General features: G+C 35.4%; 19 protein-coding genes. 4 read left to right on the top strand and 15 right to left on the bottom strand.

The annotated features are described in order from the left end of the window. Positions 1-61: 61 nt before the first annotated feature. The 8 genes from DPQ89_RS08880 to DPQ89_RS08845 form a co-directional block, all read right to left on the bottom strand. The gene (locus DPQ89_RS08880; protein ID WP_127716583.1) at positions 62-1,768 is read right to left on the bottom strand and encodes a hypothetical protein; all 1,707 of its coding nucleotides are present in this window, start codon (positions 1,766-1,768) and stop codon (positions 62-64) included. Then, positions 1,755-3,194, bottom strand: coding sequence for a UDP-N-acetylmuramate--L-alanine ligase (murC, locus tag DPQ89_RS08875; protein WP_127716582.1), 1,440 nt, complete (start codon positions 3,192-3,194; stop codon positions 1,755-1,757). Before murC ends, DPQ89_RS08880 begins: the two co-directional genes overlap by 14 nt. Positions 3,195-3,273: 79 nt before the next feature. Beyond that, positions 3,274-5,598: a Fic family protein gene (locus DPQ89_RS08870; RefSeq protein WP_127716581.1), complete on the bottom strand. Its 2,325-nt coding sequence runs from the start codon at positions 5,596-5,598 to the stop codon at positions 3,274-3,276. A gap of 92 nt (positions 5,599-5,690) precedes the next feature. Further along, complete coding sequence (locus DPQ89_RS08865) at positions 5,691-6,596, bottom strand: serine hydrolase domain-containing protein (RefSeq protein WP_127716580.1); 906 nt, start codon at positions 6,594-6,596, stop codon at positions 5,691-5,693. Continuing rightward, positions 6,596-9,259 carry a pyruvate, phosphate dikinase gene (gene ppdK, locus DPQ89_RS08860; protein ID WP_127716579.1) on the bottom strand — a complete coding sequence of 888 codons (2,664 nt, stop codon included), beginning with the start codon at positions 9,257-9,259 and terminating at the stop codon, positions 6,596-6,598. Before ppdK ends, DPQ89_RS08865 begins: the two co-directional genes overlap by 1 nt. Positions 9,260-9,316: 57 nt before the next feature. Continuing rightward, positions 9,317-10,642: a glycine--tRNA ligase gene (locus DPQ89_RS08855; RefSeq protein ID WP_164848326.1), complete on the bottom strand. Its 1,326-nt coding sequence runs from the start codon at positions 10,640-10,642 to the stop codon at positions 9,317-9,319. 83 nt (positions 10,643-10,725) lie between these two features. After that, positions 10,726-12,435: an ABC transporter ATP-binding protein gene (locus DPQ89_RS08850; protein ID WP_127716578.1), complete on the bottom strand. Its 1,710-nt coding sequence runs from the start codon at positions 12,433-12,435 to the stop codon at positions 10,726-10,728. 38 nt (positions 12,436-12,473) lie between these two features. Continuing rightward, positions 12,474-15,494: a hypothetical protein gene (locus DPQ89_RS08845; RefSeq protein WP_127716577.1), complete on the bottom strand. Its 3,021-nt coding sequence runs from the start codon at positions 15,492-15,494 to the stop codon at positions 12,474-12,476. Between the two features lie 231 nt (positions 15,495-15,725). Between DPQ89_RS08845 and DPQ89_RS08840 the strand changes: the two genes are divergently transcribed. Next, entirely contained in the window at positions 15,726-16,307 is a 582-nt protein-coding gene (locus DPQ89_RS08840; RefSeq protein ID WP_127716576.1) for a hypothetical protein, read from the top strand. Here the strand turns inward: DPQ89_RS08840 and DPQ89_RS08835 are convergent. Next, on the bottom strand, positions 16,296-17,096 hold the full coding sequence (locus tag DPQ89_RS08835) for a DNA repair protein RecO (protein ID WP_164848325.1): 801 nt from the start codon (positions 17,094-17,096) through the stop codon (positions 16,296-16,298). The two genes, DPQ89_RS08840 and DPQ89_RS08835, sit on opposite strands and share 12 nt — an antisense overlap. Beyond that, positions 17,096-18,133 carry a DEAD/DEAH box helicase gene (locus DPQ89_RS08830; RefSeq protein WP_127716574.1) on the bottom strand — a complete coding sequence of 346 codons (1,038 nt, stop codon included), beginning with the start codon at positions 18,131-18,133 and terminating at the stop codon, positions 17,096-17,098. Before DPQ89_RS08830 ends, DPQ89_RS08835 begins: the two co-directional genes overlap by 1 nt. 72 nt (positions 18,134-18,205) lie before the next feature. Between DPQ89_RS08830 and DPQ89_RS08825 the strand changes: the two genes are divergently transcribed. Both DPQ89_RS08825 and DPQ89_RS08820 read left to right on the top strand, forming a co-directional pair. After that, complete coding sequence (locus DPQ89_RS08825) at positions 18,206-18,925, top strand: RsmE family RNA methyltransferase (RefSeq protein ID WP_127716573.1); 720 nt, start codon at positions 18,206-18,208, stop codon at positions 18,923-18,925. A 79-nt stretch (positions 18,926-19,004) separates the two neighbouring features. After that, positions 19,005-19,262 carry a NifU family protein gene (locus tag DPQ89_RS08820; protein WP_127716572.1) on the top strand — a complete coding sequence of 86 codons (258 nt, stop codon included), beginning with the start codon at positions 19,005-19,007 and terminating at the stop codon, positions 19,260-19,262. 63 nt (positions 19,263-19,325) lie between these two features. On the opposite strand, the gene DPQ89_RS08815 is transcribed toward DPQ89_RS08820, so the two are convergent. Genes DPQ89_RS08815 through DPQ89_RS08805 form a run of 3 tightly spaced genes read right to left on the bottom strand, consistent with a single transcriptional unit; the run spans position 19,326 to position 21,912 of the window. After that, complete coding sequence (locus DPQ89_RS08815; protein ID WP_127716571.1) at positions 19,326-19,790, bottom strand: GNAT family N-acetyltransferase; 465 nt, start codon at positions 19,788-19,790, stop codon at positions 19,326-19,328. Beyond that, a complete protein-coding gene (locus tag DPQ89_RS08810; RefSeq protein ID WP_127716570.1) occupies positions 19,783-20,574 on the bottom strand; it encodes a nitrilase-related carbon-nitrogen hydrolase in 792 nt (263 codons plus the stop codon). Before DPQ89_RS08810 ends, DPQ89_RS08815 begins: the two co-directional genes overlap by 8 nt. Before the next feature lie 15 nt (positions 20,575-20,589). Next, positions 20,590-21,912 (bottom strand): UDP-glucose/GDP-mannose dehydrogenase family protein, encoded by a 1,323-nt coding sequence (locus tag DPQ89_RS08805; RefSeq protein ID WP_127716569.1) that lies wholly within the window; start codon positions 21,910-21,912, stop codon positions 20,590-20,592. Positions 21,913-22,010: 98 nt separating this feature from the next. Between DPQ89_RS08805 and DPQ89_RS08800 the strand changes: the two genes are divergently transcribed. Beyond that, on the top strand, positions 22,011-23,006 hold the full coding sequence (locus DPQ89_RS08800; RefSeq protein WP_127716568.1) for a lysylphosphatidylglycerol synthase transmembrane domain-containing protein: 996 nt from the start codon (positions 22,011-22,013) through the stop codon (positions 23,004-23,006). On the opposite strand, the gene DPQ89_RS08795 is transcribed toward DPQ89_RS08800, so the two are convergent. Both DPQ89_RS08795 and lepA read right to left on the bottom strand, forming a co-directional pair. After that, positions 23,003-23,623, bottom strand: coding sequence for a hypothetical protein (locus DPQ89_RS08795; protein WP_127716567.1), 621 nt, complete (start codon positions 23,621-23,623; stop codon positions 23,003-23,005). The genes DPQ89_RS08800 and DPQ89_RS08795 overlap by 4 nt on opposite strands. A 1-nt stretch (position 23,624) precedes the next feature. After that, the gene (lepA, locus tag DPQ89_RS08790; RefSeq protein ID WP_127716566.1) at positions 23,625-25,424 is read right to left on the bottom strand and encodes a translation elongation factor 4; all 1,800 of its coding nucleotides are present in this window, start codon (positions 25,422-25,424) and stop codon (positions 23,625-23,627) included. Between the last annotated feature and the right edge of the window lie 65 nt (positions 25,425-25,489).

Raw genomic sequence — 25,489 nt, 5'->3', positions numbered from 1 at the left:
TACACTACTAAAGAGAAACTATACTTATAGAAATAGTGATTAACAATGAAAATATTAGTATTTATTGAACTGTTTTAAAATAACGAAAGTAGTGTGGATTTCTATATTTATAGAAGTGTTTACCAATTCTATCTGCGACATAAACCTTTTTTCCAATTTTAATTACTTGGAAGTTCTCCCCCCTTGCTGTCGTAAAGTCATAATGAAAGGTGTACTCACCCTTAGCATACTTTTTTGCAAGGTAATTTGATCGGCTCACCTTTTTTCCTGGTCTCTCCTCTAAGGTCTTAAAGTCAGTCCAGATATCTGACATATCGATGCGTCCAAGCATTGAAGCTCTAGAGAAGTAGCGCACAGCTTCAAACTCTGTATTCGGTCTCTTAAGTAATGATAAAGCGATGGAGATATTCTCTCTTCTAAGAAACTTACCCATTCTTGTTTTATCAGGACAGAAAATTCTCAAATTTCCTGGAATGAAGAAATACGTAAATGAAAATTCACCTTCCTTAAGCATAACATTTAGCCACGGGTTTGATGCAATAGTCTCTTTTTCAAGTTCTAAGTATGGGTAGAGAGATTCTTTTTCTGAAATTCCATTATAGATTTTATCGTAGTAACGATTAATTACAACTTGAGCAACATCTCTTCTTTCAAGCATATCTCTTCCATCAATACCACCTACTTCATTAAACAAGATAGTATCTATGACGTATATGGCCTGTAATATATCAGGCTGATTCATCCAATACTTATAGGCCTGTGCTTCTTTTTTTAACACGTGATCTTTTAGAACATAACGTGCCTTTGACCTACGTTCCAAAAGATTACTTGTAGAAAAGGAGTGTCCGCTTTCACTTATCTTTCCATCTCTTAGCATTGTATAGAAACTTAAAGCCCTTTCAACTCTATCGTGCCACTCTCCCAACCTAGTTAGCTGATACTTAACACCACTTTTAAGATGCCATTCAATAGCATCAAAAGTTGCGGCCAAATCAAAACGAATATTTTCTTCAACAAAGTCAGATTGTTTAGAAAGACCAAGATAGAGAGTATCTAGTGTTGCTCTTAAGAACCTATCACTTTTTTTATGATCGGGATTTTGAGCTCCATCTTGAACGATTTTTCTATAAAAATATACTTCATTAGACTTGCGCTTTCCTTCGAGATCTAAGGATGTTTTATATTTATCGTAAGTTAATCTTAATTCTAGGTGGTCAATAGGAAATCGATAAGAGACCAAAAAATCTAATGATTCAATATAAGACTTTAACTCTTCTCTATAAGCTAAATATTGATATTTAGACTTATTTCGTATTTTCGTTTTCTTATCTAAATCTTGCTCTAAATAGAAATCTCTCTTTAATAATAAGAGATCATCTAAGCCTTTTTCTAGATTTTTAATTTTAGCGTATTCTAGTTTAAAATTCTTCTTTGACTTAAGAGATACAATCTTCGAAGAAATCCATTTCTTTTTGTTCTGTAATTCAGGAATAAATTTATTTACAGTTTTCTTATCTAGAGATTGATCTGGTAGCAAGGGTATAAAATTTCCATTTCCTTTAAACTCTTTATACTTTTCCCAAAATTTTTCTTCTACACCACCTTTACATTGAGACTTAGAAAAAGAATCTAATTTCTTTAAGTACTCTCTAACAAGCTTCTTATCAGAAATATCACTACTAAATACTTGTGAAGAAATTGTAGAAGTTGACGCAAGGGCACCACCTACAAAGAACCATGAAAGGAGAAACTTATTAAGAGATTTCATCAATAAATGTAGACTGCCATAGTCCCAAACAAGTACCGTTTGATAAAACTAGTAAGATAGTGTTCTCATCTACAATTCTATCTATTTCTACTCTGAGTTGCTCAAGATCTTTTACTACGACTCCACCAACACCTTTATCCTTTAAATGAGAGATTATTAGATCACCGTCTAGGTCCTTTGTACCCTTAACACTGGTAGGTCTTACAGGTTTTGAGAAAATTACATAATCGGCAATCTCAAGGGCCGTGGCAAACTCTTTTTGAAAGATACTACTTCTAGCTGTTGCAGAGTTTGGCTCGATTACAACCTTAACAGACTTATTAGGGTAAAGGTTTTTAATTCCTTCAGTTGTTAGAGCAACGGCCCTAGGGTGATGAGCAAAGTCATCAATAACAACAGCTCCTTTATATTTTCCTCTTACTTCTTGTCTTCTACGAACTAGAGTTAAACTCTCAACAGACTTTCTTACTTTTTCATACTCAATGCCCTCACTAAGCGCAAAGAGAATTACAGAGCAAAGATTTAAAATATTATGTGTCCCAACTAAATTCGTTGAAAAAGACAGCTCTGAGTTTTCCCAAGCAACTCTAAACTCAGTCCCAGCAGAAGAGATATTTCCAATTTTTACAATCTCTTCATTGTAAGGAAAGAAATTCGATTCACCAACTTTCTCCTCGTATTCAGAAACAAGATCGCGAGAAGCGTCATAGGATTGATCATAAAATATTTTTCCAGAGAAGCTTTCAAAAACATGTCTAAATTCATTCTTTATATCTTCTATATCATTAAAAATGTCTGCATGGTCAAACTCTAAAGAAGTTAGAATCATATGGTTTAAAGAATACAATCTAAACTTAGATATTTTTTCAAAATAAGCACTGTCATATTCATCAGACTCAATGAAGAAATATTTCCCATCACCCAAGCTCGAAGAGTTACGTCCTTCAAGTACTCCTCCAATAAAATAACCTGGATTAAAACCTAGCTTCTCGAATACTTGAGTCATCAAATATGTTGTTGTTGTTTTTCCATGAGTTCCTGCTACACCAACAACATTTACATCATCAAGGACAAGAGCTCCAAGTGCTGCTGGGAAGCTTGTAAATGCAACTCCGAGCTCTTCAATATGTTTTGCTTCGTCACTTTCTCTTGGAACTACGTTTCCTACAACAATCAGATCAAACTGCCTAAGATAGTCCATGTCGAAATCATTTAGATCATGCAAAGGAATGCCAGTAGATTCGAGGTAATTACTCATAGGAGGATAGAATGTAGTATCGCCACCTTCTACTTCATAACCTTTCTCTCTTAAAAGGCATGCACTTGCCCCCATTCCTGTTCCGCAAATTCTATATAGAAAAATCTTTTTGATTTTATTTTTATTTACTTTTAGCTCACTGCCAGTAATTCGATTTATTAGATTCATTTTTCTTCCATAAAAAAAAGCGACTTACAATATTGTAAGTCGCTTTTATTATACACAAGAAAAATAATATTATAAATCTCTATCTTAAGGTGATCTTTCTCTCGACCATATCTTCAGATACTTCTGAAATGTCGGATATTTTAGGGTCACGAACTAACCATAATTCATTTGGTTTATTTGGATTTCTAAAATAAGACATAGCAATGTCTCCATCTTCTTTTAGGATCTGAACAACCATTACAGAATCAGGATCGGCAGCGCCAATTCCCATGACTTCTTGCTGTCTTCCATACTTATAAGAAAAATCAGACCTTACTTGCTTAAGCCTACCAAGATCAACATCTTTATTCGCCCTTTGAACACCAATCAATACTCTTCCTTTTAGTTGATCTTTTAACTTCTCTATTACATCTGCATCATTTTGCATACCGTAGGTCACTTGAACTTGCTTTCCAGCATCATCTGTAATCGAAAATTGCATTGCACCCATAGCAAAGGCCTTTCCAACCTTTCTATCTTTTGAAGTGGAATATCCATAGCTAGTGCCGTATTGAGGCCCAGTTTCAGAGTGATCTTTAGCCATTTGAACAAGACCTCCACCAAAGAGATCATCGTTATAGCGATCAAAATCTTTCTCTACTACTTTTTTCATATCTTCTTGAGACATATTTCCACGCAATTGCTTAGCTACATTATTGGAAGTCATTTGAGAGTGAATCTTCGTGAAGATATTTATAACTTCTGACTCTTCAACTTCTCTACGATAGGCCAATCCCCTCCATACGACAGAGTCCTGGTACCATAGATTCATCTTAGAGTCCCAATCTGCTTTATTGAGGTAGGCACCTTGTCCAAAAGTTGCCTTAAAATCTCTATCTACGAATGATAAATTAACTTCTTGAAGACCTTCTTTCTTGTGAGTAAAATCGACTTTTACAGTTTTAAAAAAGTCTTCATATTTCTTATTAATTCCTAGTAAAGTATTGTGCGGATTCTTAACTATTTCATCCATTAACAATGGATCTTCTTCAAGCATATATGAGACAAACTCCATATACTGTCTAGGATTAACATCAGCAACTCTCGCATTCTCTCCAACCTTTGAAGAGCTATACTTCTTGTGATCAATACTAGAAGCTCTTGGTATATATGGTGAAAAAAGCTCAGGTGAGTTCTCTATTGGAAGATTAAGCTCCAAACGGGCAGTGATATCTTCATATAAGCTATTAGTTGACTCCATCCCCTTAACGACTTGTTCTGTCCAAACTTCAATTGGCGAGTATAAATCCATATTAGGGTCAGCAATTCTCGATGGAGGTAGTCCTTCTTTGATTAAAGCATAATTTAAAATGAATTCTCTAGTTGTTCTTCCATTTCCATTTCTAAATGGGTGGATTGAAACCATTTGTCTTTGAAAATCAACAACAAGATCTATATAGTCATTAATTTTCTCTTCACTACTTAAGTTTCCTAATGCTCTTCTAGACGATTCAAACCAAGAGAACCTTTCTTCAGTTAAGGCCTCAATCAATCTTGGCATCAGATCACTCTCACTAAAGTTTCGATCTCCGGCCTTAAATGCTTTTACTAATTCAAAAACTTCAGGATGTGTCTCTTCAATTCTCTCTAGAGCTTCATCTTTGATATTTCCAGGAGTAGGATAAACAATCTCCCCTTTATACCTTGCTACTCCATCAGTAGTGACACCAGAAGTAATATTAAAATCTAGATATACATTATTCTTTATATTCTCCAGTGCATCTTTAGTGACGCCTCTAGATTTTTCATTTCCTATAAGTGGTACAACTCTCATTTTTCCAAGCTGAGCTTCTGTAATCTCTTCAATGCCATCTTTCATCATAATTCGATGAACTTCTTTAAAGCTTTCTAAATTATATTCAGGATTATTTGTAATTAAGAACTTTCTGGCTTCTAAGTAATTTTCAAAAGCAGCTTCATCCCATTGAGGTGCTACAGCTTCTGCTCTGCGGCCTCTAAAGAAATTTCCAACTCTTCCCATGGCCTCTCGAGCGCTTCTTCTTCCCTTATTAAAGGCATATGGGTATTCCACATTAGAAAGCTTCTTATGACCTTGATAAACTTCGTTAATTTCTTTAACAGTGTAATTATAATCTACAAAGTGAATACTTTCGATCGCATTTAGAACACCTATTCTTTCGGTCTCTTCTATATTATTTGTGGCTTCAGTTAAAAGTGTTCTCTTAGTTTTAAAAGATGTTTTAAAAAAAGATTCAACAACATTCTTACATGATTCACTAGAAGCTGCTGGGTAGCGACTAATATAATTTAGTTCTTTCTTTTTTACAGAATAGAAAGTGCTTTGATGAGAACAGCCTGCTCCAGCAATCGTCATTGCAAGAGATAAGGTTAGCTTTTTATACATGAGAAATCCTCCATTTCAGAAGACTTTTCGGATAACTAACTAATATTCTTTAATATTCAAGACTAATTCAAAACATAGCCAACTATCCGTTTTTACATACTCCAGATAGCTTGACCAATTTCTTTGCGAAGCATGGTAAGGCCTTTTCTGTCATACCAGTAGCTTTTCGTCGCATTAGATAAAATAACAGCACCTCTTTGTTTTTCACAATCAATCCAAATTGAAGTTCCTGTGAATCCCAAATGTCCAAATGTTTTTGAAGAACAGCCACTTCCTGCGAGAGAGTTTTCTAGATCTGTCACAGTATCCCAACCATTTACAAATCGGTCAGATTTTTCCTCAAGTGCCTGATCCATAACTTCTAACATGGAAGTTTTATCATTGAGCTTAATTAAGCTCTGGCAAATACCATCAATAGTAGAGAATAGACCCGCATGAGAAACCTTCTCACCTAAGTAGTAAGCATTGTCATCGTGGACAGCACCGTTAATAACTTTCTTTCTTCTCATTCCTGTACTAGAGCATAAGTCTGTATCTTTCAAGTCAGTCCAATGTAAAAGCTCACTATCCCAATAGAATGAAGAGATAGAATAGAGATCTCTTTTATAAACTTTTTCAATCTCGAGCATTGCCCTTAAGGCCGAGTAGTCAGAGTAAAGTGTTGGAGATTCAACGATCTTAAAGCTATTTATATAACTTCTCCAATCTCTCGATGAAATTCTTCCTCCAGAAGTTAATCCGGCCCTATGGTTTAAAAGCAGCTTCATTTCATCTGTAAACTTTGAGGGATCTAGTAAATATGTAGCGGCTAAAGTTAGCGGTTTAGTCAAAGAGGCCAAGTCATAATAGAATCTTTCGTAACGAGAGTTAACGAAGTAATTTTCATGCCACTCTATTGTTTCAATTTTTTTCTTTTTAAAGTCAATAACTCCAACAGCAATATTATCAAAATGCTGCTGCTTCATTAACTTCTCTATAACTTGTTCAATTACTTTCATTACTTTAATGCCGCCTGGGCCGCTGCCAATCTTGCGATCGGTACTCTAAAAGGAGAGCAGCTTACATAATCAAGTCCGATATCGTGACAAAACTGAATCGAGCGAGGCTCTCCACCATGTTCACCACAGATTCCTAGATGAATATTAGGATTGGTCTTTTTACCTTCTATGCAGGCGTGCTTTACAAGAAAACCAACTCCGTCTCTATCAATTGAAACAAATGGATCAAGAGGCATTAGTCCTTTTCCAACATATTCAGGTAAGAACTTACCAGCATCATCTCTAGAGAGACCATAGGTTGTCTGTGTTAGATCATTTGTACCGAATGAAAAGAAATCAGCGTGAGGAGCTATTTCTCCAGCGGTTATTGCAGCACGAGGCAATTCAATCATTGTTCCTAACTTATACTTAATTTCGCTTTGCTTTTCTTCAAATACCTTTTTGATTTCATCTAAACATTCATCTTTTAAAATTACCAGCTCTCCAGATAAGGAAATTAAAGGAATCATTATTTCTGGAAGAACTTTAATTCCATTTTTAGAGCATTCTAGAGCAGCTTCTATAATTGCTCTCGTTTGCATTCTATAAATTTCAGGAAAAGTAACTCCTAGACGACACCCTCTGTGCCCTAGCATTGGGTTAAACTCATGTAACTTCTCACATCTATCCTCAACTAGATCTACATCAATTCCTAAGTAATCTGCCAACTGAAGCTTGTCTTGTGCAGTATGTGGTAAGAACTCATGAAGAGGAGGATCAAGTAGACGAATATTAACAGGAAGACCATTCATCTCATTAAAGATGCCGATAAAATCTTCTCTTTGAAATGGGAGAAGTTTATCTAAGGCCTTCTTTCTACTTGCTACATTATCAGCGTAAATCATTTCTCTAACGGCCAGAATTCTTTCAGGTTCAAAGAACATATGCTCTGTTCTACATAGGCCAATCCCTTGTGCTCCAAAAGAAATTGCAGTTTTACTGTCTTGAGGATTATCTGCATTGGTTCTAATATCTAACTTTCTAACTTCATCCGCCCATTTCATAAATGTTGAAAAGTCTTCAGAAATTGTTGCTGAAATAGTAGGAACTTTTCCTTCAATCACTTCACCGGTAGCGCCATCTATAGTTATCCAGTCCCCTTCTCTATAAACCTTACCATTGACTGTTAAAGTCGAATTAGCATAGCTAATGGCCAGCTGAGAACATCCAGCAACACACGGTTTTCCCATCCCCCTAGCAACAACAGCAGCGTGAGAAGTCATTCCTCCTCTAGCGGTTAGGATTCCTTGCGAAGCAACCATTCCAGCGATATCTTCTGGGCTTGTCTCTTGTCTTACTAGTAAAACTTTTTCACCATTTTCGTTCATGGTATGTGCTTTTTCCGAAGAAAAAGCAATTTGACCGCTACCTGCTCCTGGAGAAGCGGGTAAACCTGTCGCGATTATATTTTTAGCTACACAAGGATCGAGTCTAGGATGTAATAATTGATTAAGATCTTCTGGATTCATTTTAAGTAGAGCTTCTTTCTTAGTAAGAATACCTTCTTCCACAAGGTCAACCGCAATTTTTATACCTGCAGCGGCCGTTCTTTTTCCGTTTCTAGTCTGAAGAATAAATAGTTTATCTTTTTCAATTGTAAACTCTATATCTTGCATATCTTTATAATGCTCTTCAAGCCTAGTGTAGACTTCAACTAACTCGCCAAAAACTTTCGGCATTGCCTGCTCAAGAGTTGTAAGAGTTTTATTAGATTCATTCTTAGATAAATCATTTATGGGCTGTGGAGTTCTAATCCCTGCAACAACATCTTCACCTTGAGCATTTATTAAAAACTCACCAAAGAATTTCTTCTCACCTGTACTTGGATCTCTAGTAAAGCAAACTCCCGTAGCACAGTCCTCTCCCATATTTCCAAAAACCATAGACTGAACATTTACGGCAGTTCCCCATTCGTGAGAGATTTCATTAATTTCTCTATACTTAATTGCACGAGGATTATTCCAAGAACTAAAAACAGCAGCAATAGCTCTCCATAATTGATCCATAGGGTCTGTAGGAAAACCAATCCCTGTCTCTTCTAAGATAATCGTTTTATAAACAGATACGAGATCCTGTAAATCTTGAGCCGTTAACTGAGTGTCCTCTTCAACCTCTCTCGCTTCTTTTAGATCTTCTAGAGTTGACTCCAATAAGGCCACATTAAAGCCCATTACAACATTTGCATACATTTGGATAAATCTTCTATAGGAGTCCCAAGCAAAGCGAGGATTTCCAGTGAGCTTACCAAGGCCCAAGACAGACTCATCATTTAATCCAAGATTTAAAACCGTGTCCATCATTCCTGGCATCGAAACTCTTGCGCCAGATCGAACCGAAAAGAGCAGAGGGTTATTACTATCTCCAAACTTTTTACCACTTTCCTTTTCAACTAGTGATAATGCATCTAGAACTTGCTTCTTTATTTCATCATTAAGTGAATTAGCATTGGATACAAAATCAAGACACGCTTGAGTCGTAACAGTAAATCCAGGAGGAACACTTAGACCAAGCGAAGACATCTCAGCAAGGTTAGCACCTTTACCACCGAGAAGGTCTTTCATTCCCTGGTTCCCTTCTGTTTTATTAGAATTAAAGCTATAAACCCACTTCTTTACATTGGCCACAATACCCTCCCTGGGTGGAATCCAAATAAAAAAAGAGGTGACTAAGTCACCTCAAATTTAAAAACCTAATTTATCACGAAGATACGTATTCAATTGATCTAATCCAATTCTTTCTTGAACCATCGTATCTCTATCTCGAACAGTAACAGCGTTGTCATCAAGTGTATCAAAATCAAAAGTTACACAAAGAGGTGTACCGATCTCATCCTGTCTTCTATACCTCTTACCAATAGAGCCTGCTACATCATATTCCGCTTGATAATTTCTTTGAATCTCTTCAAACAACTTTCTAGCCGGAACATCTAACTTTTCTTTCTTAACTAAAGGCAGAACAGCAACCTTAACAGGAGCCAGTCTAGGGTGAAACTTTAAGACAACTCTTTCGTTCTCTTTGTCACCTTCATTTTCAACTCTATACGCATCACAAAGAACAGCAAGTAATGATCTATCACAACCAACAGAAGTCTCTAAAACATAAGGAAGATATTTTTTATTTCCATCTTCAGTATCAAGGTATTTTAAATTCTTCTTTGAGTATTCTTCGTGTTGCTTAAGATCAAAGTCAGTTCGAGAATGAATCCCTTCCATTTCTCCCCAACCAATTGGAAACTTATATTCAATATCTGTTGCCGCATCAGCATAGTGAGCAAGGTTATCTGGACCATGTGGTTCCCATCTAAGCATTTCCTCTCTAATTCCATTATCAAGGTGCCATTGCCAGCGAATTTCTTTCCATTTCTCCATGGCATCCATTTGAGTTCCAGGCTTTATGAAAAATTGCATCTCCATTTGTTCGAACTCTCTTGTTCTAAAAATAAAGTTACCTGGTGTAATTTCATTTCTAAATGCTTTTCCTATTTGAGCGATACCAAAAGGTAACTTCTTTCTCATCGTCTGTTGAACATTTAAAAAGTTAACAAATATACCTTGAGCAGTTTCAGGTCTTAGATAAACTTTTGATGAGCTGTCAGCAACTGCCCCCATTTGTGTTGAAAACATTAGATTAAAGTCACGTGGTTCAGTAAATGAATCAGATGAGCCACATTTAGCACAAGGTTTAGTTGTATCAATCTGATCTTCTCTATATCTTTCTTTACAATTTTTACAATCAACCATTGGATCATTGAAACCATCAACATGACCTGACGCTTTCCATACTAATGGGTGCATAAAAATAGAGGCATCTATTCCTACGACATCATCACGGAAAGTCATCGCTTTCCACCATCTTTCTTTAATATTATTCTTTAATTGAATACCATAAGGAGCATAATCCCAGCACGAGCCAAGTCCTCCATAAATTTCAGAAGATTGAAAAATAAACCCTCTTCTTTTACAAAGACTAACTAAATCATTCATCGATTTTAGATTACTTTCTGACACCTATAAACTCCTGCAAATAACTATGGATAAACTGGAGACAGTTTACCCTAGCTTTTGAAAAGTGTCTAAATATTACGAAGGGTCTAGGCCTGACTCAGCTCGTAAAGTTTGGCATATTCTCCAGAGTTTTGAATTAGTTCAGAGTGAGTTCCTCTTTCAACTAATTTTCCTTCATGAAGTACATATATCTGGTCAAAGTTTTGAATTGTAGACAACCTATGGGCCACTGCAATAACAGTCTTATTTCCGCCAATTGTGTCTAGTGCCTTTTGGACTAGTTTTTCAGATTCATTATCTAAAGCCGAAGTCGCTTCATCAAATAATAATATTTCGGTATCTTGTAGGAACGCTCTTGCAATTGTTATTCTTTGCTGTTGCCCACCAGATAACCTTGCTCCTCTGTCCCCAATAATTGTTAGATCTTTTTCAGGTAGTTTTTCTACAAATTCATTAGCGTAAGCAACATCTAAAGCCTTGTTAATCTGATCCTCACTAAACTCTGTACCAACAGTCAAATTTTCACGAATTGAGTCGTGAAACAAGAAAATATCCTGACTAACAAGTCCAAAGAGATTTCTTAGAGACTTTAATTTAATATCATTAATGTCTTTACCATCAATAAATATTTTTCCTTTCTCTACTGTGTAAAGCCCCAGGAGAAGATTAATCAAAGTCGACTTACCTGACCCAGAAAGACCAACTAACGCTATTTTTTGACCTTTCTTTATGGAAACATCTAAATTTTCAATTACATTACCTTCTCCATAAGAAAAAGTAAGACCTTTAACTTCAATAGAATCTTTCAATCCATCTAATTCGTGCTGACCAAAATCTGGCTCATTATCAGAATCAAGTAATTCGAAGATCCTGTCCGATGCCGCACTGGCTTGAGAGAGTTTGATATTGGCTTGAGAAAATTTTCTTAAAGGATCCATAAATAGAGCAAGAGCTGTAGCAAAAGAGATAAATGCTCCAATAGTCGTTCCATTTTGTAGCCTGTAATGAGCAAAAACTATCAGGCCAGCAAAAGCAAAAGTACCGACTATTTCTACAAGAGGATGAGCAAACTCTTCTATAAAAGTTGTTCTCATCTGGGCTCCAAAAAATCGCTCTTGTGCCTTACTGAATCTTGTATTGACAAAGTTCTGAAGATTAAATGCTTTGGTAATTTTTTGAGCAAGAATCCCTTCTGAGATATTGTGAGTTAATTGAGCTTGCTCTTCTTGAACACTAGACTGATTTTTCCTTACCGACTTTCCACTTTTAGAAAAGATGAGGGCCAGAAATGGTGCAATAATGAAAATTACAAGCGTTAGTTGCCAATCACTCCAAAAGGCCATTGAAAGGTAGACTATTGCTTTTAACGACTCACGAATCACATCGATAGATGCCTTAAAACCATAAGAAAAGATTTGAGTATCATTTAAGATGCTAGAAATTAGCTCTCCTTGCTTTTTCTTAGCAAAGTACGAGACTGGAAGCGATTGAAGCTTTTGAAAAATATCTTCTCTGATTTTTAACGTCGCTCTATCAGATATATAACGCAACCAGTAAAAATGAAAGAATCTCGATGGGAAGTGCAAAAGTCCTATTCCAACCAAAAGACCCGCAAGCTTAAGAACATCCTCTAAAGTAGAATACTCCCCTAATCCAGAATCAAATATTGGCTTAACCAATCTGATTTGCGCTCCACCAAGACCAGCAATTGCAAAGGAGAGCAAAAATGCTCCTATAATTTTGGTTCTGTATGGGATTATATAGGGTAATAGCTTCTTAAAAATTAATTCTCTCATCCTGCCATACTAGCAGAATAAGTCACATTTCGTACAATTTATTCGATCGTGTCAATTGAGCTTTGAATGATCACTTGTGACTCCGTATTATTTAGAAGCTCTAATTCCCCTTTTTCTGAAACAACTATTGGAAATACTTCATCATCAAAATGATAAACTTCAAGTCTTCCTTTTCCAGTTGTGTAGGTCACCTTCTTTTGCGCTAAAGATTTTTTTATAGATAGTAATTTTAACTTTATTAACTTGGATTTTATTTGTTCACTCTGGGCCTTAACTTTAGACACATCCAAATCTAGAGTAACATTCTTTTCTATTTTCATTTTATTTTTTGATATCAGATTAAGTAAATTTTTTAAGTTAGAGCTTTTCTTACGCGCTACACTTTCATCCTCAACTTTTAGTTCAGTGAGATCACTTTCAACAACTAATTCATCTGTTGCATCATGAAGAGAATCTATTTCATTTAAATTCTCTGCTCCCTCAAGAGAGTCAACAGCAACACTTCCTTGATGATTACTTTCATGAGTAGAGTTTTCTCCAGAGTGCTCACTTCCTATACTCTCAGAAGAACTTGATGCTGAAGCAGAAGAAGTGTTTGCTGATGCTGCACTTGATACTGCTCTACCACTAGAAGGTGCAGCCAATGAAGTCCTAGAAGATTCAATTGGGGCACGAGTAGAGCTTGAAGGTGTGGCGGCCCTATTTGCTACAACTTCTCTAGTGTCGCCTATCTCAGATTGCACATCTTCATTAATTTTTAGGCTTTGCTTTTTCAAATCTTCAATTTCAGTATTAAGAGAACTAATTTTCCCTTGAGTCTTAATTTGCTCTAGCTGATTTCTTAACTTATCAACCTTCTCACGTTTAGCAACACTAGTGCTTTCAACTGCAGCTTCGGTATTAATATAATCTCTTGCTTTTATAACGTTATTTCTTCTTTGAGAGAAAGCATTTTCTGCATCTCTACGACTCATATTAGGATTTGCTTTTTGGATACTCGATACAATCGTTTCCTTATTCGCATTCGAATACATCTTTGTTAAAGCATCGGCCTTTCTAGTGATATCAGTAGGAGAACTTGTCTTATCATCTATTCCAAGAACTTCTTTCGCTGAATTTAAATTATTAGAAAACTTATCGTTCTTTCTTAAGCGCTTTTCCTTCAATCTTTCTATCTCTTGCTGAGCTTCTTCACGAGATATATTCACTCCCTTTGCAGCCAAGTCTACAGCAACAACAGATGCTGCAACCTTTACAATACTGGTTTTTCCATTTTTCTTATCATTTTCTTCTTCGTGATGTTCTTCTTTCTTTTTCTTCTCAGCAGCTATTCTTTCATCTTCTTTCTTTTTCTTTTCAATAGCGACTCTTTCATCTTCACGATTTTTCTTTTCTGTTAAACTTTTGGCATCTTCACTCTTCTTTTTATCAAGGGTGACTCTTTCTCTTTCAGTTTTCTCTCTAGTTAGATTATCATCTTTACGAGGTTTCTCTCTAGAAACTCTCTCACGACTTCCTCTTCCACTACTATCACTACTTTTATTATTAGAATGAGCACCATGATCAGAGTGCGAATTACTAGATCCTAGAGTCTCTCCTCCAGATGTAGCTTTCTCCCCTCTATCATAATGCTTCTTTCCTTTGGCTGTATGACCAACGACTCTCTTTTTCCCATGTGTTCTTTCATCGACAAAGTCTTTAGCTTTAGATGAGGTTTTAGATTTTTTAGATGCCTTAAGTAAAAGGTCTGCTTCCTTTTTCACAGTTCCTTTTCCAACTTTCGAAGTGACTTTAGCAGCTAACAAGGCTCCCTTTTCTCCGATCTTCTCGCTTATTCTGGCAGGAACATTCCCTTTTTCAATAACAAGAGCAGTCACCTTTACTACTTTTGTATTCTTTACAGCTAAGCTTAAAGCATCTGCCCTGGCCTTAAACTTTTTTGCCTTAGCACTTGATACTGAATACATAAGTTTTGCCATTTCTGTAGACTTAGATATTCCCTTGGACATCAGAGCAGCTGCTCTAGATGTTTGAGCAACCTTCGCCTTACTTCCTTTAGAAAAACTAGGTGCAACAGCTTTTATCTTTGTACCAACTTTAGCTGAAACGATGGCCAAACTTTTTGCTCCAGCTCTTGCTGCAAAATTTGCAGCAGTACCTATTCCGGCAGTAAAGAAAGCAACACCAAGCTCCGCAGTAAGCCCCCCCAGAGCGATACAAGTAGCATTAATTTTATCATCGCAATCAATACAATCATAATTATCTAGAGGTTTAGTACAAGTCCTTAGTGCTCCAGAGCTTGAATCAACAACTCCTCCACGTTCACGAATGTCACTATTATATTCCCACTCCTGACAAAAGACAGATGATCGAACCCATTTATCAACACCACTTTTCAATTTGTCTAAGAAGTTTGAAATCCACTTTCCAGGAGAATCTAGAAAAGTCTCTACATCTTCTACGGTCTGGTTCATTTTTACTTTCTGCTTATCCGCTTCATCACTAAAGAACTTATCCATATTAAAAAGAGACTTAAATCCACTTTTTGCAAGATTTAAGATACTAGTAGCAGACGACCACAAATTATCCATTAAAGCATTTACAAAGTCCTCCATACAATTGGACTTATCATCCGAGAGACAATCAGAAGAGAGCCCTTTTTGTCTTGCTTCAGATTGAATATATCTTTCTACTGGACGCTCTATTGGTCCAGGTAAGACCTCAATGACATCTAGTACTGCTCTAAACTTGTTACACTGCCATGCTTTTGAACAATCTTTTTCAAAATCTTTCTTTTCTTCTGCGAGGCAACTGACCTTTTCAGCAATATCTTCAACACTCTCAGCAAAGTCACTTACTTTTGAAGCGTCTTTATTCTTAATACAATTTTGATATTGCTCATATATCTCTGGATGCTGTGACATTAAGGATTCACGGGCCTCAAATTCTTTTTGAATATATTCAAACTCTGTTTTACAAGAATACATTTCATCTTTTACAAAGACATCGAGTCTGATCTCATCATTTTGGTCAACACAATATTTTTCAAACTTATCCATTGATTCTTGAAACAGATCATCAACTTGTGAAAAAGTTGCGCTTGATAGAATGAATAAAAGAAATAATTTTAACCAGATTTTGATATCCTCTCTCTAAAGATTTTCTTTATAAACAAATGAAATTAAAGCACTTCACTATGTTTTTTTTTCGAATTAAACCTCAAAATTCTTTAACTATTTTATGCAATATTCCGAATAAATAGTGACTGATTTATTGAATAGGAAAATATATTGAATTCATTTTATTTACATTCTCTACAAAAAAACCTTAGCTTTATTTTTAAAGCTCTTGTTATCACGGGGTTTATTTTGAATATAAATAATGCTTATTCATTGGAAAAAAAATTCAACCTTAAGAATGATAAAATCTCTTTACACTACCCATCTAATTGGCAGTTTGCTTACAATTTTCTTTCTACGCCATTAACTTTATTTGGCCCTGTTAAAGATGGGCGTCGCCCAGTTATTTCAATCAATAACTCGTCAGTAAAAAACTTCTCTTTTGACAAGAAGAACTTAAGTGAAAATCAAGATAGCTATAAGAGTGGTCGTCTTAAATGGCTTAAAAAGAATAATGGTAAATTTGTACGGTTTTCAGGGTATCGTATTTCAAAGTGGAAGAACATCAATGAAGTTCACTCAATTGGATATTCTTATACTATAGAGAAAGACTTATTTCTTGAAAAGAGCTACTTCTTTAATTGTAACGGCAACCTATTTAATATAAATACTCTAATGACTTGGGAACAAAATAAGAGACATGGTAAAGAAATAAAAAAAATTCTCACTTCTCTAGAATGTTTAAATAACTAAACTCATAGATTTAAATTCATTCTTTTCAACACTTATCTGGTAAAATAAATAATCAATTAATCTAACAGCAAAAGACTTTGGAACTTCCCCAACCTTTTCCATCTCGCCATACTTTGTCAGAGCAACAACACAGAGAATATTCCATAACTCTCTTGTCGATTCGGGATTAATCCTGACATCAAGAGACTCTTGATTTACACAACTTGAATCTGCAAATCCTCCTTGTTCATCAAGTAGTGACATTCTTTCAATGGAAATTAACTCTTCTCCAGATAAAACACAGTGGTTTCTTTCTGGGAAAATTCCCTCTTGAATCAAAATTTTAGATATATATACAAAGAGGTCTGTATAAAACTCATCCTTAGTAGATGCATTCTTTTCTAAATAAAAAATTCCATTGCTCAAAACTTTAAATATATTTTCCTCATTAACCCCTTCATCATATTGACCATTAAAAAGATCAGCTTCAACAACGAGTTTATCGGCCAACTCAAGAAAGAAACAAAGCATATAAAATGCTTTATGATTCTTTCTAATTTGATTATGATTCCAAGAGAGAGACCACTCTTTAATAGAGAAAATTTGAGCAGTTGTTTTAGCTCTCGTTATTTCAACCTTAATTAAATGACCTACTTCTAAAAATGAGCTTTTCTTTTTACTTCCTCCACCTTGACCTCCATAAAAAATGGCCGAGATCTTCTCCCCATTTCTTAAAAGGAGTCTGCACACAAGATGTCTATCTTGAAATGGTGTTTTAGAAAGTACTATTCCTTCAACTTTTGTTTGCACTAAACTCTTCCTATTAAGCAGGTATATATTATATCCCTAATTGAAATTACCATCATTTTTAGAAAATTCCTAAAAAGCATTTTATTTAAATCCTTTATTTTAATTCTTTCCATATCATAGAGCTCATAGCTCGAGCCATCTCGCCCACCTCTGCCCACCATTTGAACCCAGAAATCCTCATTATTAACGGGGTAAGTAATAAAAACTCTAGAAACAATTGGTAAGTTTACTCCATGACTTAAAGCGGAAGTTGTCACAATAACTCTTGGCCTTGGGTTCTTCGCCAATTTCTCCAAAAAAGTATCGACTTGCCCACCTACACATCCAAGCGCATTTATCTTCCTTCTTTGACAAAATTCAGTCCAAAGCTCTACATCCTTGCGATATCGGCAAAAAACTAAGATGGTTCCACGAGTACTATCATCATCAATACATCTAATTAGACGTCTATTAAAAAAACCATCACTAAACATACTCATACGATATATCTTTTCTGGTCTATTCAGTAAGTACTGGTTTCCAAGGTTTAAAAGAAAACAATTACTCATGGCCACTGAAAAATCTTCTTTCCACCTAGATAATAAATAATCAGACATAGTTGCGCTAAGAGCAAGAACCCTCGCCTCAATATTTGCTACCGCCATAAGCTTTTCCAGCAATAATGGTCTAAACGTATCTCCCCAGTAATAAAACAAATGAAACTCATCAAAAATAAACAGAACTTTCTTTTTTAACGACTCATTAATAATTTCGTCAGATAACTTCTCTGCTGTAAGTATCAGCATAGACTTCTTCTTTTTTTTGAATTTGCTAATACCCTCCGAGTCACTAGCGCTATAAACATTTTTTAAAGAAATTGCTCTTTTATAGAATTCTTCAGCAAGAGCTCTCAGCGGGGAGATAAATACGACCGAACCATCAAACTTCTCATAGAAATCTAATATTAAGGTCGTTTTTCCCCAACCAGGAGGGGCCAAGAAGAGTAATATACTATCTTTTTCACTAAATATCGGGGCAATATCTACTGCAGTTGTCATACTTTGCTAAGTACAAACTACGTGATAAATACTTTAACTAACTTACTATTTACACTAAAAGAAGTAATCAATATGAACAGTATCTGCTTTTTTCAACATGAAATTTCTGATAATGAGACCATTATTTTCTCAGATAGTAAGAGATTGGGGCATATTCAAACCCACCTAAAGTCCTCTGTTGGGGATATTCTAAAAGTGACAATTCTAAATACTGGAATTTTTGAAGCGCTCATTGAAGAGATTAGTTCTTCTAGAATAAAAATAAAGATTCAGTCTGAGCTTCCTGCGAGTAGGCCCTGGTTCAATCTTTTAGTTGGACTTAGTAGACCTCAAACTATTAAAAAAGTATTAGAACACTCTACAACCTTTGGCGCCAAATCATTTTCGTTATTTAGGGCCAACCTTTCACAAAAGAGCTACGCTAGCTCTAAGATTTATGAGAATGATACTTATCAAGAGTATCTAATAGATGGTCTTGCTCAATCTAAGACCTACTTCAATCTACCGGACTTTGAGTTAGAGACATACTTAAACCTGCAAAAGTTTGAATCACAAAAGAATAAATTCTTTCTTTCATTAAACTCACAGAGTAGTTTTCTCGATTTTAAAGGACAGCTAGATAATCCATTAATTGCAATCGGACCTGAAAGAGGGTGGACAGCTAAAGAAGAACAAAAGTTAACAGAAGCAGGTTTTCGTCCAATAAAAATTAGCCATAGCTGCTTAAGAGTAGAACACGCTATCTATAGTGCAGTTTCCCAGCTTGAAATGATCTCTTTAAACAAGAAATAACGGTAACTTAGACAACTCCTCTATATTTATTGGCCATAAAAAAAATTAGATAGTAAAAAGAGTAAAACTGGAGATTTAAATGATAAGAAAAGTTGAAGCACTGTTTGATGATCAAATTCGTCCTGCCCTAGCTGCCCACGGTGGAAATGTAGAAGTTATTGATATAGATAATGGGAAGCTATTTGTTAAGCTAAGTGGAGGATGCCAAGGTTGTACAAGCTCAAGTGCTACTCTAAAAGATGGAATTGAAAAGCTAATTAAGCAGAACTTTTCAGAAATTGAAGAAGTTGTTGATCTTACAGATCACCAGTCAGGTGATAATCCATACTTCTCATAAATAGAGGGGCCTATGTAATAAGGCCCATCATTTTATGATTTTCAAAGAAGTAAATTTATTAAATTAGATTTTTTTCTTGAGTCTTAGTCCTGCTAGTTTCTTATCAACTATTTTAAAACCTTCTTTTCTATAAAGTGAATAGGCTGAAGTATTATTTGGATCCACAATAAGCCAAACTTCATTCTTTTTTAGTACTGATCTTATAAAGTCATATGTTAAAGACATTGCTTCTTTTGCGTAGCCCTTTGCTCTATATTCACTATCCACAATGAAGAAGCATAAATAACATAGCCCAGGACTTTCTTTATAACTTTTTAAAGATAAATGAGAAATTGGAATATCATCAAGATAGAAAGTTAATGAGTAATTTTCCGAATCAGCGTTAGCCATCCACTTATTCCACTGAGATTCATCGACTGGAAAGCTGGCACTTGGAAAGGCCAAAGAAAGATCATCTGGATTTTGATAGAGCAAACGTATCTCATCAAAATCAAACTGCTTCTTTACATTTAATAGAAGGTTACTCACGGCCCATAATAACCTGTGATCGTGAAAGGTCTACTTTATCAAGGTCAAGCTCACAGGTATGAATAGACTCTCCTTGTTCAGCATCAATAAGTATCTCTCCCCAAGGGTCAACAATTAGTGAATGGCCGTAGGTTTGAATTTTGTCATTATTTGCGCCCCATTGAGCAGAAGCAATAACAAAGCATTGAGATTCAATTGCTCTGGCCCTAACTAATGTATGCCAGTGGGCCTTTCCTGTCGGCACGGTAAAAGCTGAAGCATAAGTAAGAAGGTTTGCTCCTTGTTTACGATAGGCCAATGCCATTTCACTATAGCGCAGATCGAAGCAAATCCCTAGGCCAATGGCCAATTGTTTTAAGTTAATTAGTTTAGAAGCAGTTCCAGGCGTATAAATATCACCTTCATTGATTTTCTTTTTAATATCACCTCTTTGTATATTACATGAAAAGAGATGAATTTTATCATAGCGACCTAACTCGTTACCTTCAGCATCAAAGTTATAAGAACGATTTACAATACTATCGCCAATTCTAGTAGCAACTGATCCTCCTATAAAGGCCATTTTGTACTTTATAGAAAGATTTTTTATATTTTGGTAGTGTAAATTCTCATCTTCAATTAAGTGAGGGCTTGGACTTTGCCCATTGGACATACTATAGAAACACTCTGGTAAGAATACAGCTTCAATATTTTCACTTGAAACTGTATCTAGCATACTCTCAATCTTTGAAAGATTTTCTTTATAGTCGAGTTTAGAAGTCATTTGAATAATTGCTACTTTCATAAACTCGACCTTAACTTATTTTATTTTTTTTCCGATAGCGTAGTAATCAAATCCTAAAGCTAATACTTTTTGAGTATCATAGAGATTTCTACTATCAAAAATTACAGACTTATTAAGCCTTGCTTCGATCTCTGAAAAGTCAGGGTTCGTAAATTCTCTCCACTCAGTCATTGTCACTAGACCATCACTACCATTTAAAGCATCATACTTATTGCTGAAGCTCTTAGTTTTTCCTTGCATACCTTCAACTGAATTTATAAGTGCTTCAAAGTTCTCTGATGCTTCAGGATCATAATAATGAATAATTGCGCCAGCATTAGCTAATTCTTTAGACATGGTAATTGCACTTGTTTCTCTCACATCATCTGTATTGGCCTTAAATGCAACTCCCCAGAAAGTGAAAATTTTTCCAGAAAGATCACTCCCGTAATGACTAACTATCTTTTCGAACATTCTCTTCTTTTGTTCTTCATTCACTTCTTCAGTGGCCTCAACGACTTTCAAGTTCATTCCAAACTCTCTCGCTGTATGCATTAAAGCCTTAACGTCTTTAGGAAAACAACTTCCACCATATCCTGGTCCTGGGTATAAGAACTTGTGTCCAATTCGAGAATCACTTCCAATTCCCTTTCTAACTTCATTCACGTCTGCACCGGCCAGGTCACATAATTTTGCAATTTCATTGATGAAAGAAATCTTTGTGGCCAAAAAGCAGTTAGCCGCATACTTCGTCATCTCCGCCGACAAATTAGACATCATATAAATTGGGTTACCTTGCTTAACAAGAGGTGCATAGAGTTCACTCATAGCATCCGCTGCATATTGATCGGCATGACCAATTACAACTCTATCTGGTCTCATGAAGTCATCAACCGCAGTTCCTTCTTTTAGGAATTCTGGATTATTAACAATATGAAATGACTTCTGAGTGCTTTCTTTTACAAGGTTTTTAATCATCTCACATGTACCAACTGGTACAGTTGACTTAATTACAATAATTGCTTCTTCACTCATTTCCTTAGCAACTGATAAAGCTGCTTCTCTTAGGTAAGTCAGGTTAGCTGAACCATCATCACTAGACGGAGTACCAACTGCGAGGAAAATACTCTTTGCACTAGGGACTGAGTCATAGTTAGTTGAAAATTTTAATCTACCAGACTTCATATTTCTTTGAAGAAGCTCTTCAAGTCCTGGTTCATAAATTGGGGACTTCCCATTATTTAATATTTCAATCTTCTTAGGGTCTATATCAATACAAGTTACTTCGTGACCTATTTCAGCAAAACAAGTTCCACTTACAAGGCCAACATAACCCGTTCCAATTACTGTTACTTTCATAATTTTTCTCCAATTTTAAACGCTTTACAATAGCATTAATTTCATTAAATATAGAAGTAAAAATAATTATTCGCACCGCAAAAAGAACGGACCTTAATATGCTAAAAACTTTGGCAAAATTTCTCATAGCCGCAATCTTAATTGGATGGCTAATTAATAGTGGAAAACTAGATCTCACATTAGTGAAACGACTCATAAGTGATTCTAACAATTGGATCTATGCAAGTTTACTATTTATCTTTCAAGTGAGCTTATCTAGTGTTAGGTGGAGATTAATCTTAAAAACAAAATCTAAAGAGTATCTTCCCTATAGAAAGCTTATTGGACTCACGTGGATTGGCCAATTTTTCAATACCTTTTTACCTGGTGCAGTAACTGGAGATCTGATCAAATTAGTCTATGCAAAAGATCTTGACCCTAAGCTTCCAAAAACATTTTTAGTTATGTCCGTATTTATCGATAGAATCTTAGGTTTAGTTGGTCTTATTTTTCTTACTGGTATTTTTACTTTAGTAAATTATCAAGAAATGATTGCACTTTCACCTAAGATGAAAACACTGCTTCCTTTTAATGCAATATTATTTTTGGGTTCACTAGTATTTCTCGTTTCACTTTTTCTTCCAAAAAAACCGAGAGAGCTCATCCTATTTCTTTGTGAGAAAGTTCCAGTCATTGGAGCAAAGCTTAAGAAAACATTTGAACAAGTTTGGTTAATTGGTAAAAATAAAAAGTCTATTATCTTAGCCATTCTTATTAGCCTAGTGCTCCAATATGGAAATATTTGGGTATTCTGGCTAGTAACTGAGCCATTTCTAGAAGTTTCAGTCCCTATCGGACAACTTTTTACATTTATACCGATTGGACTAATTTCAATTGCTGTTCCTATTTCGCCGGCAGGACTTGGAGTAGGACACTTGATATTTGATGAGTTATTTAAACTCGTTAATATAAAAGGTGGAGCATCGTTATTTAATCTCTATTTTATAATTATTGTTTGTTCAAACTTAATTGGAATCTTTCCTTACCTCTTTAGTAAGAAACATGACTTAAGTGAAACAAGTGAATTTGAAGGTCTCGAAGATAGCAAAGATTAATTAAATACAAAAATTGTTTTTGCATCTAAGTGGCCATATCTGACCCACTTTGTTTTTAAAGATTCAACTAAAAGAAGAAACTCCATCTCTTTTTTCTGATCATTGAGAAGTCTAACTTTCTTGCCTTGCTTCTTTAAAATACCTTTTACTTCACCAGGCAATAAGCAAAGCCCTGAAAGAGTAAAGTACTCCCCCTCTGTTTCGATGACTCTGCCAATGAATAGATCATCTTTTAAAAGTGAAGGTATTACGGCCCTTTTAGATAACTTTATTTTACGTCCATGAACTATATCCATAAGAACATGCTGTTTACGTAGGTTTCGACCTACGTACTCATAAATAGAATGCTTTATAGTTCGCATGGCCTTAGATACTGACTCTTCAACTTCATATTCTCTAACGTAGTTCCAAATCGGACAGCCATTTTCAGATACGTATTGTAAAAGATACCAATCGTTGAATGCAGACATTCTACTTTCATAATCAGTATCTTCTTCAAAAACTTGACCAGTTAAGCCAAAGTATTGATTCTTCGCCTCAAGCATCGTCTCATAGTGTTCACCAACACTATAAATATCGAGGGCCTTATTTAAGTGTTCCATCACTTTTTCAATCATACTAATCATCTACCTTAAGTACAGCAAGAAAGGCTTCTTGTGGAATCTCAACGCTTCCAACCATTTTCATTCTCTTCTTACCTGCTTTTTGCTTCTCAAGAAGTTTTCTCTTTCTTGAAATATCCCCACCGTAACATTTTGCTAAAACGTTCTTTCTTAAGGCCTTAACAGTTTCTCTAGAAATAATCTTGGCCCCAATTGCGGCTTGAATTGCAATATCGAATTGCTGTCTATCAATTATTTTTCTTAATCTCTCTACAAGTTGCTTACCTTTATTGTAAGCACTATCACGATGACAGATAAGAGATAGAGCATCTACTTTTTCAGAATTTAATAAAATATCAACTTTAACTAAGTTTGAAGGTTCATAACCTTTAAACTCATAATCCATTGAGGCGTAACCCTTAGACATTCCTTTTAACTTGTCATAAAAATCAAAAACCATTTCACTTAGTGGTAGATCATAGGTTATTTGAACTCTTTCTTCTGTTATATAATTTAAACCTGTTTGAATACCTCTTCTCTCTTCACATAGTTTAATAATTCTACCAACGAATTCATTTGGTAGGTGAATAGATATCTTTACAAGAGGTTCATCAATAGACTCAAATAATCCAACTTCTGGTAGGTCCGCAGGGTTTTCAACATCAATGATATCGCCACCAGGCATAGTAACTTTATAGGCCACTGAAGGCGCAGTAGAAATAAGATTGAGTTCAAATTCTCTTTCAAGCCTTTCTTGAATAATACTCATATGAAGAAGACCTAAAAAACCACATCTATAACCAAACCCAAGAGCTCCAGAAGTTTCAGGTTCATAAGTAAATGACGAATCATTTAAAGCGAGCTTCTCTAAAGACTCTTTAAGATCTTCATAATCAACTGAATCAACAGGGAATATCCCGCAAAAAACCATTGGCTTTACTTCTGAATAGCCCGGAAGATTAGGCGTGTCTTTCTTCTTTGCATGAACTACTGTATCGCCAATTTTTACATCTCGAACGGTCTTAATTCCACAAATAAGCATTCCAACTTCACCTGCTTCAAGCTGTGGAACTTCTTTGAAAAAAGGCTCATTAACGCCCATCTTGATGACTTCATATTCTTGATTAGAGAACTTCAAGAAAATTTTATCTTTTTTCTTTAAAGTTCCTTCCATAATTCTTACAAGAACAACCACTCCTTGATATGGATCAAACCACGAATCAAAAATTAGGGCCTGTAAATCGTTATTAGGATTTCCAGTTGGAGCCGGAACTTTCTTAATAATTGTTTCCAATAATTCTTTAATTCCAATTCCAGACTTTGCAGAAACCTCATCTGCATCCATTGCATCAATACCAACGATATCTTCAATTTCTTGCTTCACTTTATCTACGTCAGCATGAGGAAGATCAATCTTATTTAAAACTGGAAAGATTTCTAAGTTATTTTCCATGGCCATATAAACATTTGCCAAAGTTTGGGCCTCAACACCTTGGGAAGCATCTACAACTAGTAGTGCACCATCACAAGAAGCGAGAGATCTTGAAACTTCATATGCGAAATCAACATGACCTGGAGTATCGATTAGATTTAGATAGTAAGTATTTCCATCAGCAGCAGGATAAGTAAGCCTTACAGTTTGTGCCTTAATTGTAATTCCACGCTCTCTTTCAATATCCATATTATCAAGCAAGCGATCTTTAGTCTCTCTTTGAGTAACTGTTTTAGTTTCTTCAAGGAGTCTATCTGCTAGAGTTGATTTGCCATGATCGATATGAGCAATGATTGAAAAATTTCTGATGAACTTCTGATCCATTTATAGTGCCTTAAATAGTTATGTAAAAACACCATATACTAACCAATTTTTAGGCATTTAGGAAG

This window comes from Halobacteriovorax sp. HLS, from assembly GCF_004006665.1.
GTDB lineage: Bacteria > Bdellovibrionota > Bacteriovoracia > Bacteriovoracales > Bacteriovoracaceae > Halobacteriovorax.
Note: the sequence above shows the minus strand (reverse complement) of the source record. Positions and strands in the feature narration are given on the sequence as shown.

Excerpts from the sequence above, each read along its gene's own strand:
- DPQ89_RS08880 (WP_127716583.1), bottom strand. The coding sequence starts at position 1,768 with ATGAAATCTCTTAATAAGTTTCTCCTTTCATGGTTCTTTGTAGGTGGT.
- murC (WP_127716582.1), bottom strand. The coding sequence starts at position 3,194 with ATGAATCTAATAAATCGAATTACTGGCAGTGAGCTAAAAGTAAATAAA.
- DPQ89_RS08870 (WP_127716581.1), bottom strand. The coding sequence starts at position 5,598 with ATGTATAAAAAGCTAACCTTATCTCTTGCAATGACGATTGCTGGAGCA.
- DPQ89_RS08865 (WP_127716580.1), bottom strand. The coding sequence starts at position 6,596 with ATGAAAGTAATTGAACAAGTTATAGAGAAGTTAATGAAGCAGCAGCAT.
- DPQ89_RS08850 (WP_127716578.1), bottom strand. The coding sequence starts at position 12,435 with ATGAGAGAATTAATTTTTAAGAAGCTATTACCCTATATAATCCCATAC.
- DPQ89_RS08845 (WP_127716577.1), bottom strand. The coding sequence starts at position 15,494 with ATGGATAAGTTTGAAAAATATTGTGTTGACCAAAATGATGAGATCAGA.
- DPQ89_RS08830 (WP_127716574.1), bottom strand. The coding sequence starts at position 18,133 with ATGACAACTGCAGTAGATATTGCCCCGATATTTAGTGAAAAAGATAGT.
- DPQ89_RS08825 (WP_127716573.1), top strand. The coding sequence starts at position 18,206 with ATGAACAGTATCTGCTTTTTTCAACATGAAATTTCTGATAATGAGACC.
- DPQ89_RS08820 (WP_127716572.1), top strand. The coding sequence starts at position 19,005 with ATGATAAGAAAAGTTGAAGCACTGTTTGATGATCAAATTCGTCCTGCC.
- DPQ89_RS08810 (WP_127716570.1), bottom strand. The coding sequence starts at position 20,574 with ATGAAAGTAGCAATTATTCAAATGACTTCTAAACTCGACTATAAAGAA.
- DPQ89_RS08805 (WP_127716569.1), bottom strand. The coding sequence starts at position 21,912 with ATGAAAGTAACAGTAATTGGAACGGGTTATGTTGGCCTTGTAAGTGGA.
- DPQ89_RS08800 (WP_127716568.1), top strand. The coding sequence starts at position 22,011 with ATGCTAAAAACTTTGGCAAAATTTCTCATAGCCGCAATCTTAATTGGA.
- DPQ89_RS08795 (WP_127716567.1), bottom strand. The coding sequence starts at position 23,623 with ATGATTGAAAAAGTGATGGAACACTTAAATAAGGCCCTCGATATTTAT.
- lepA (WP_127716566.1), bottom strand. The coding sequence starts at position 25,424 with ATGGATCAGAAGTTCATCAGAAATTTTTCAATCATTGCTCATATCGAT.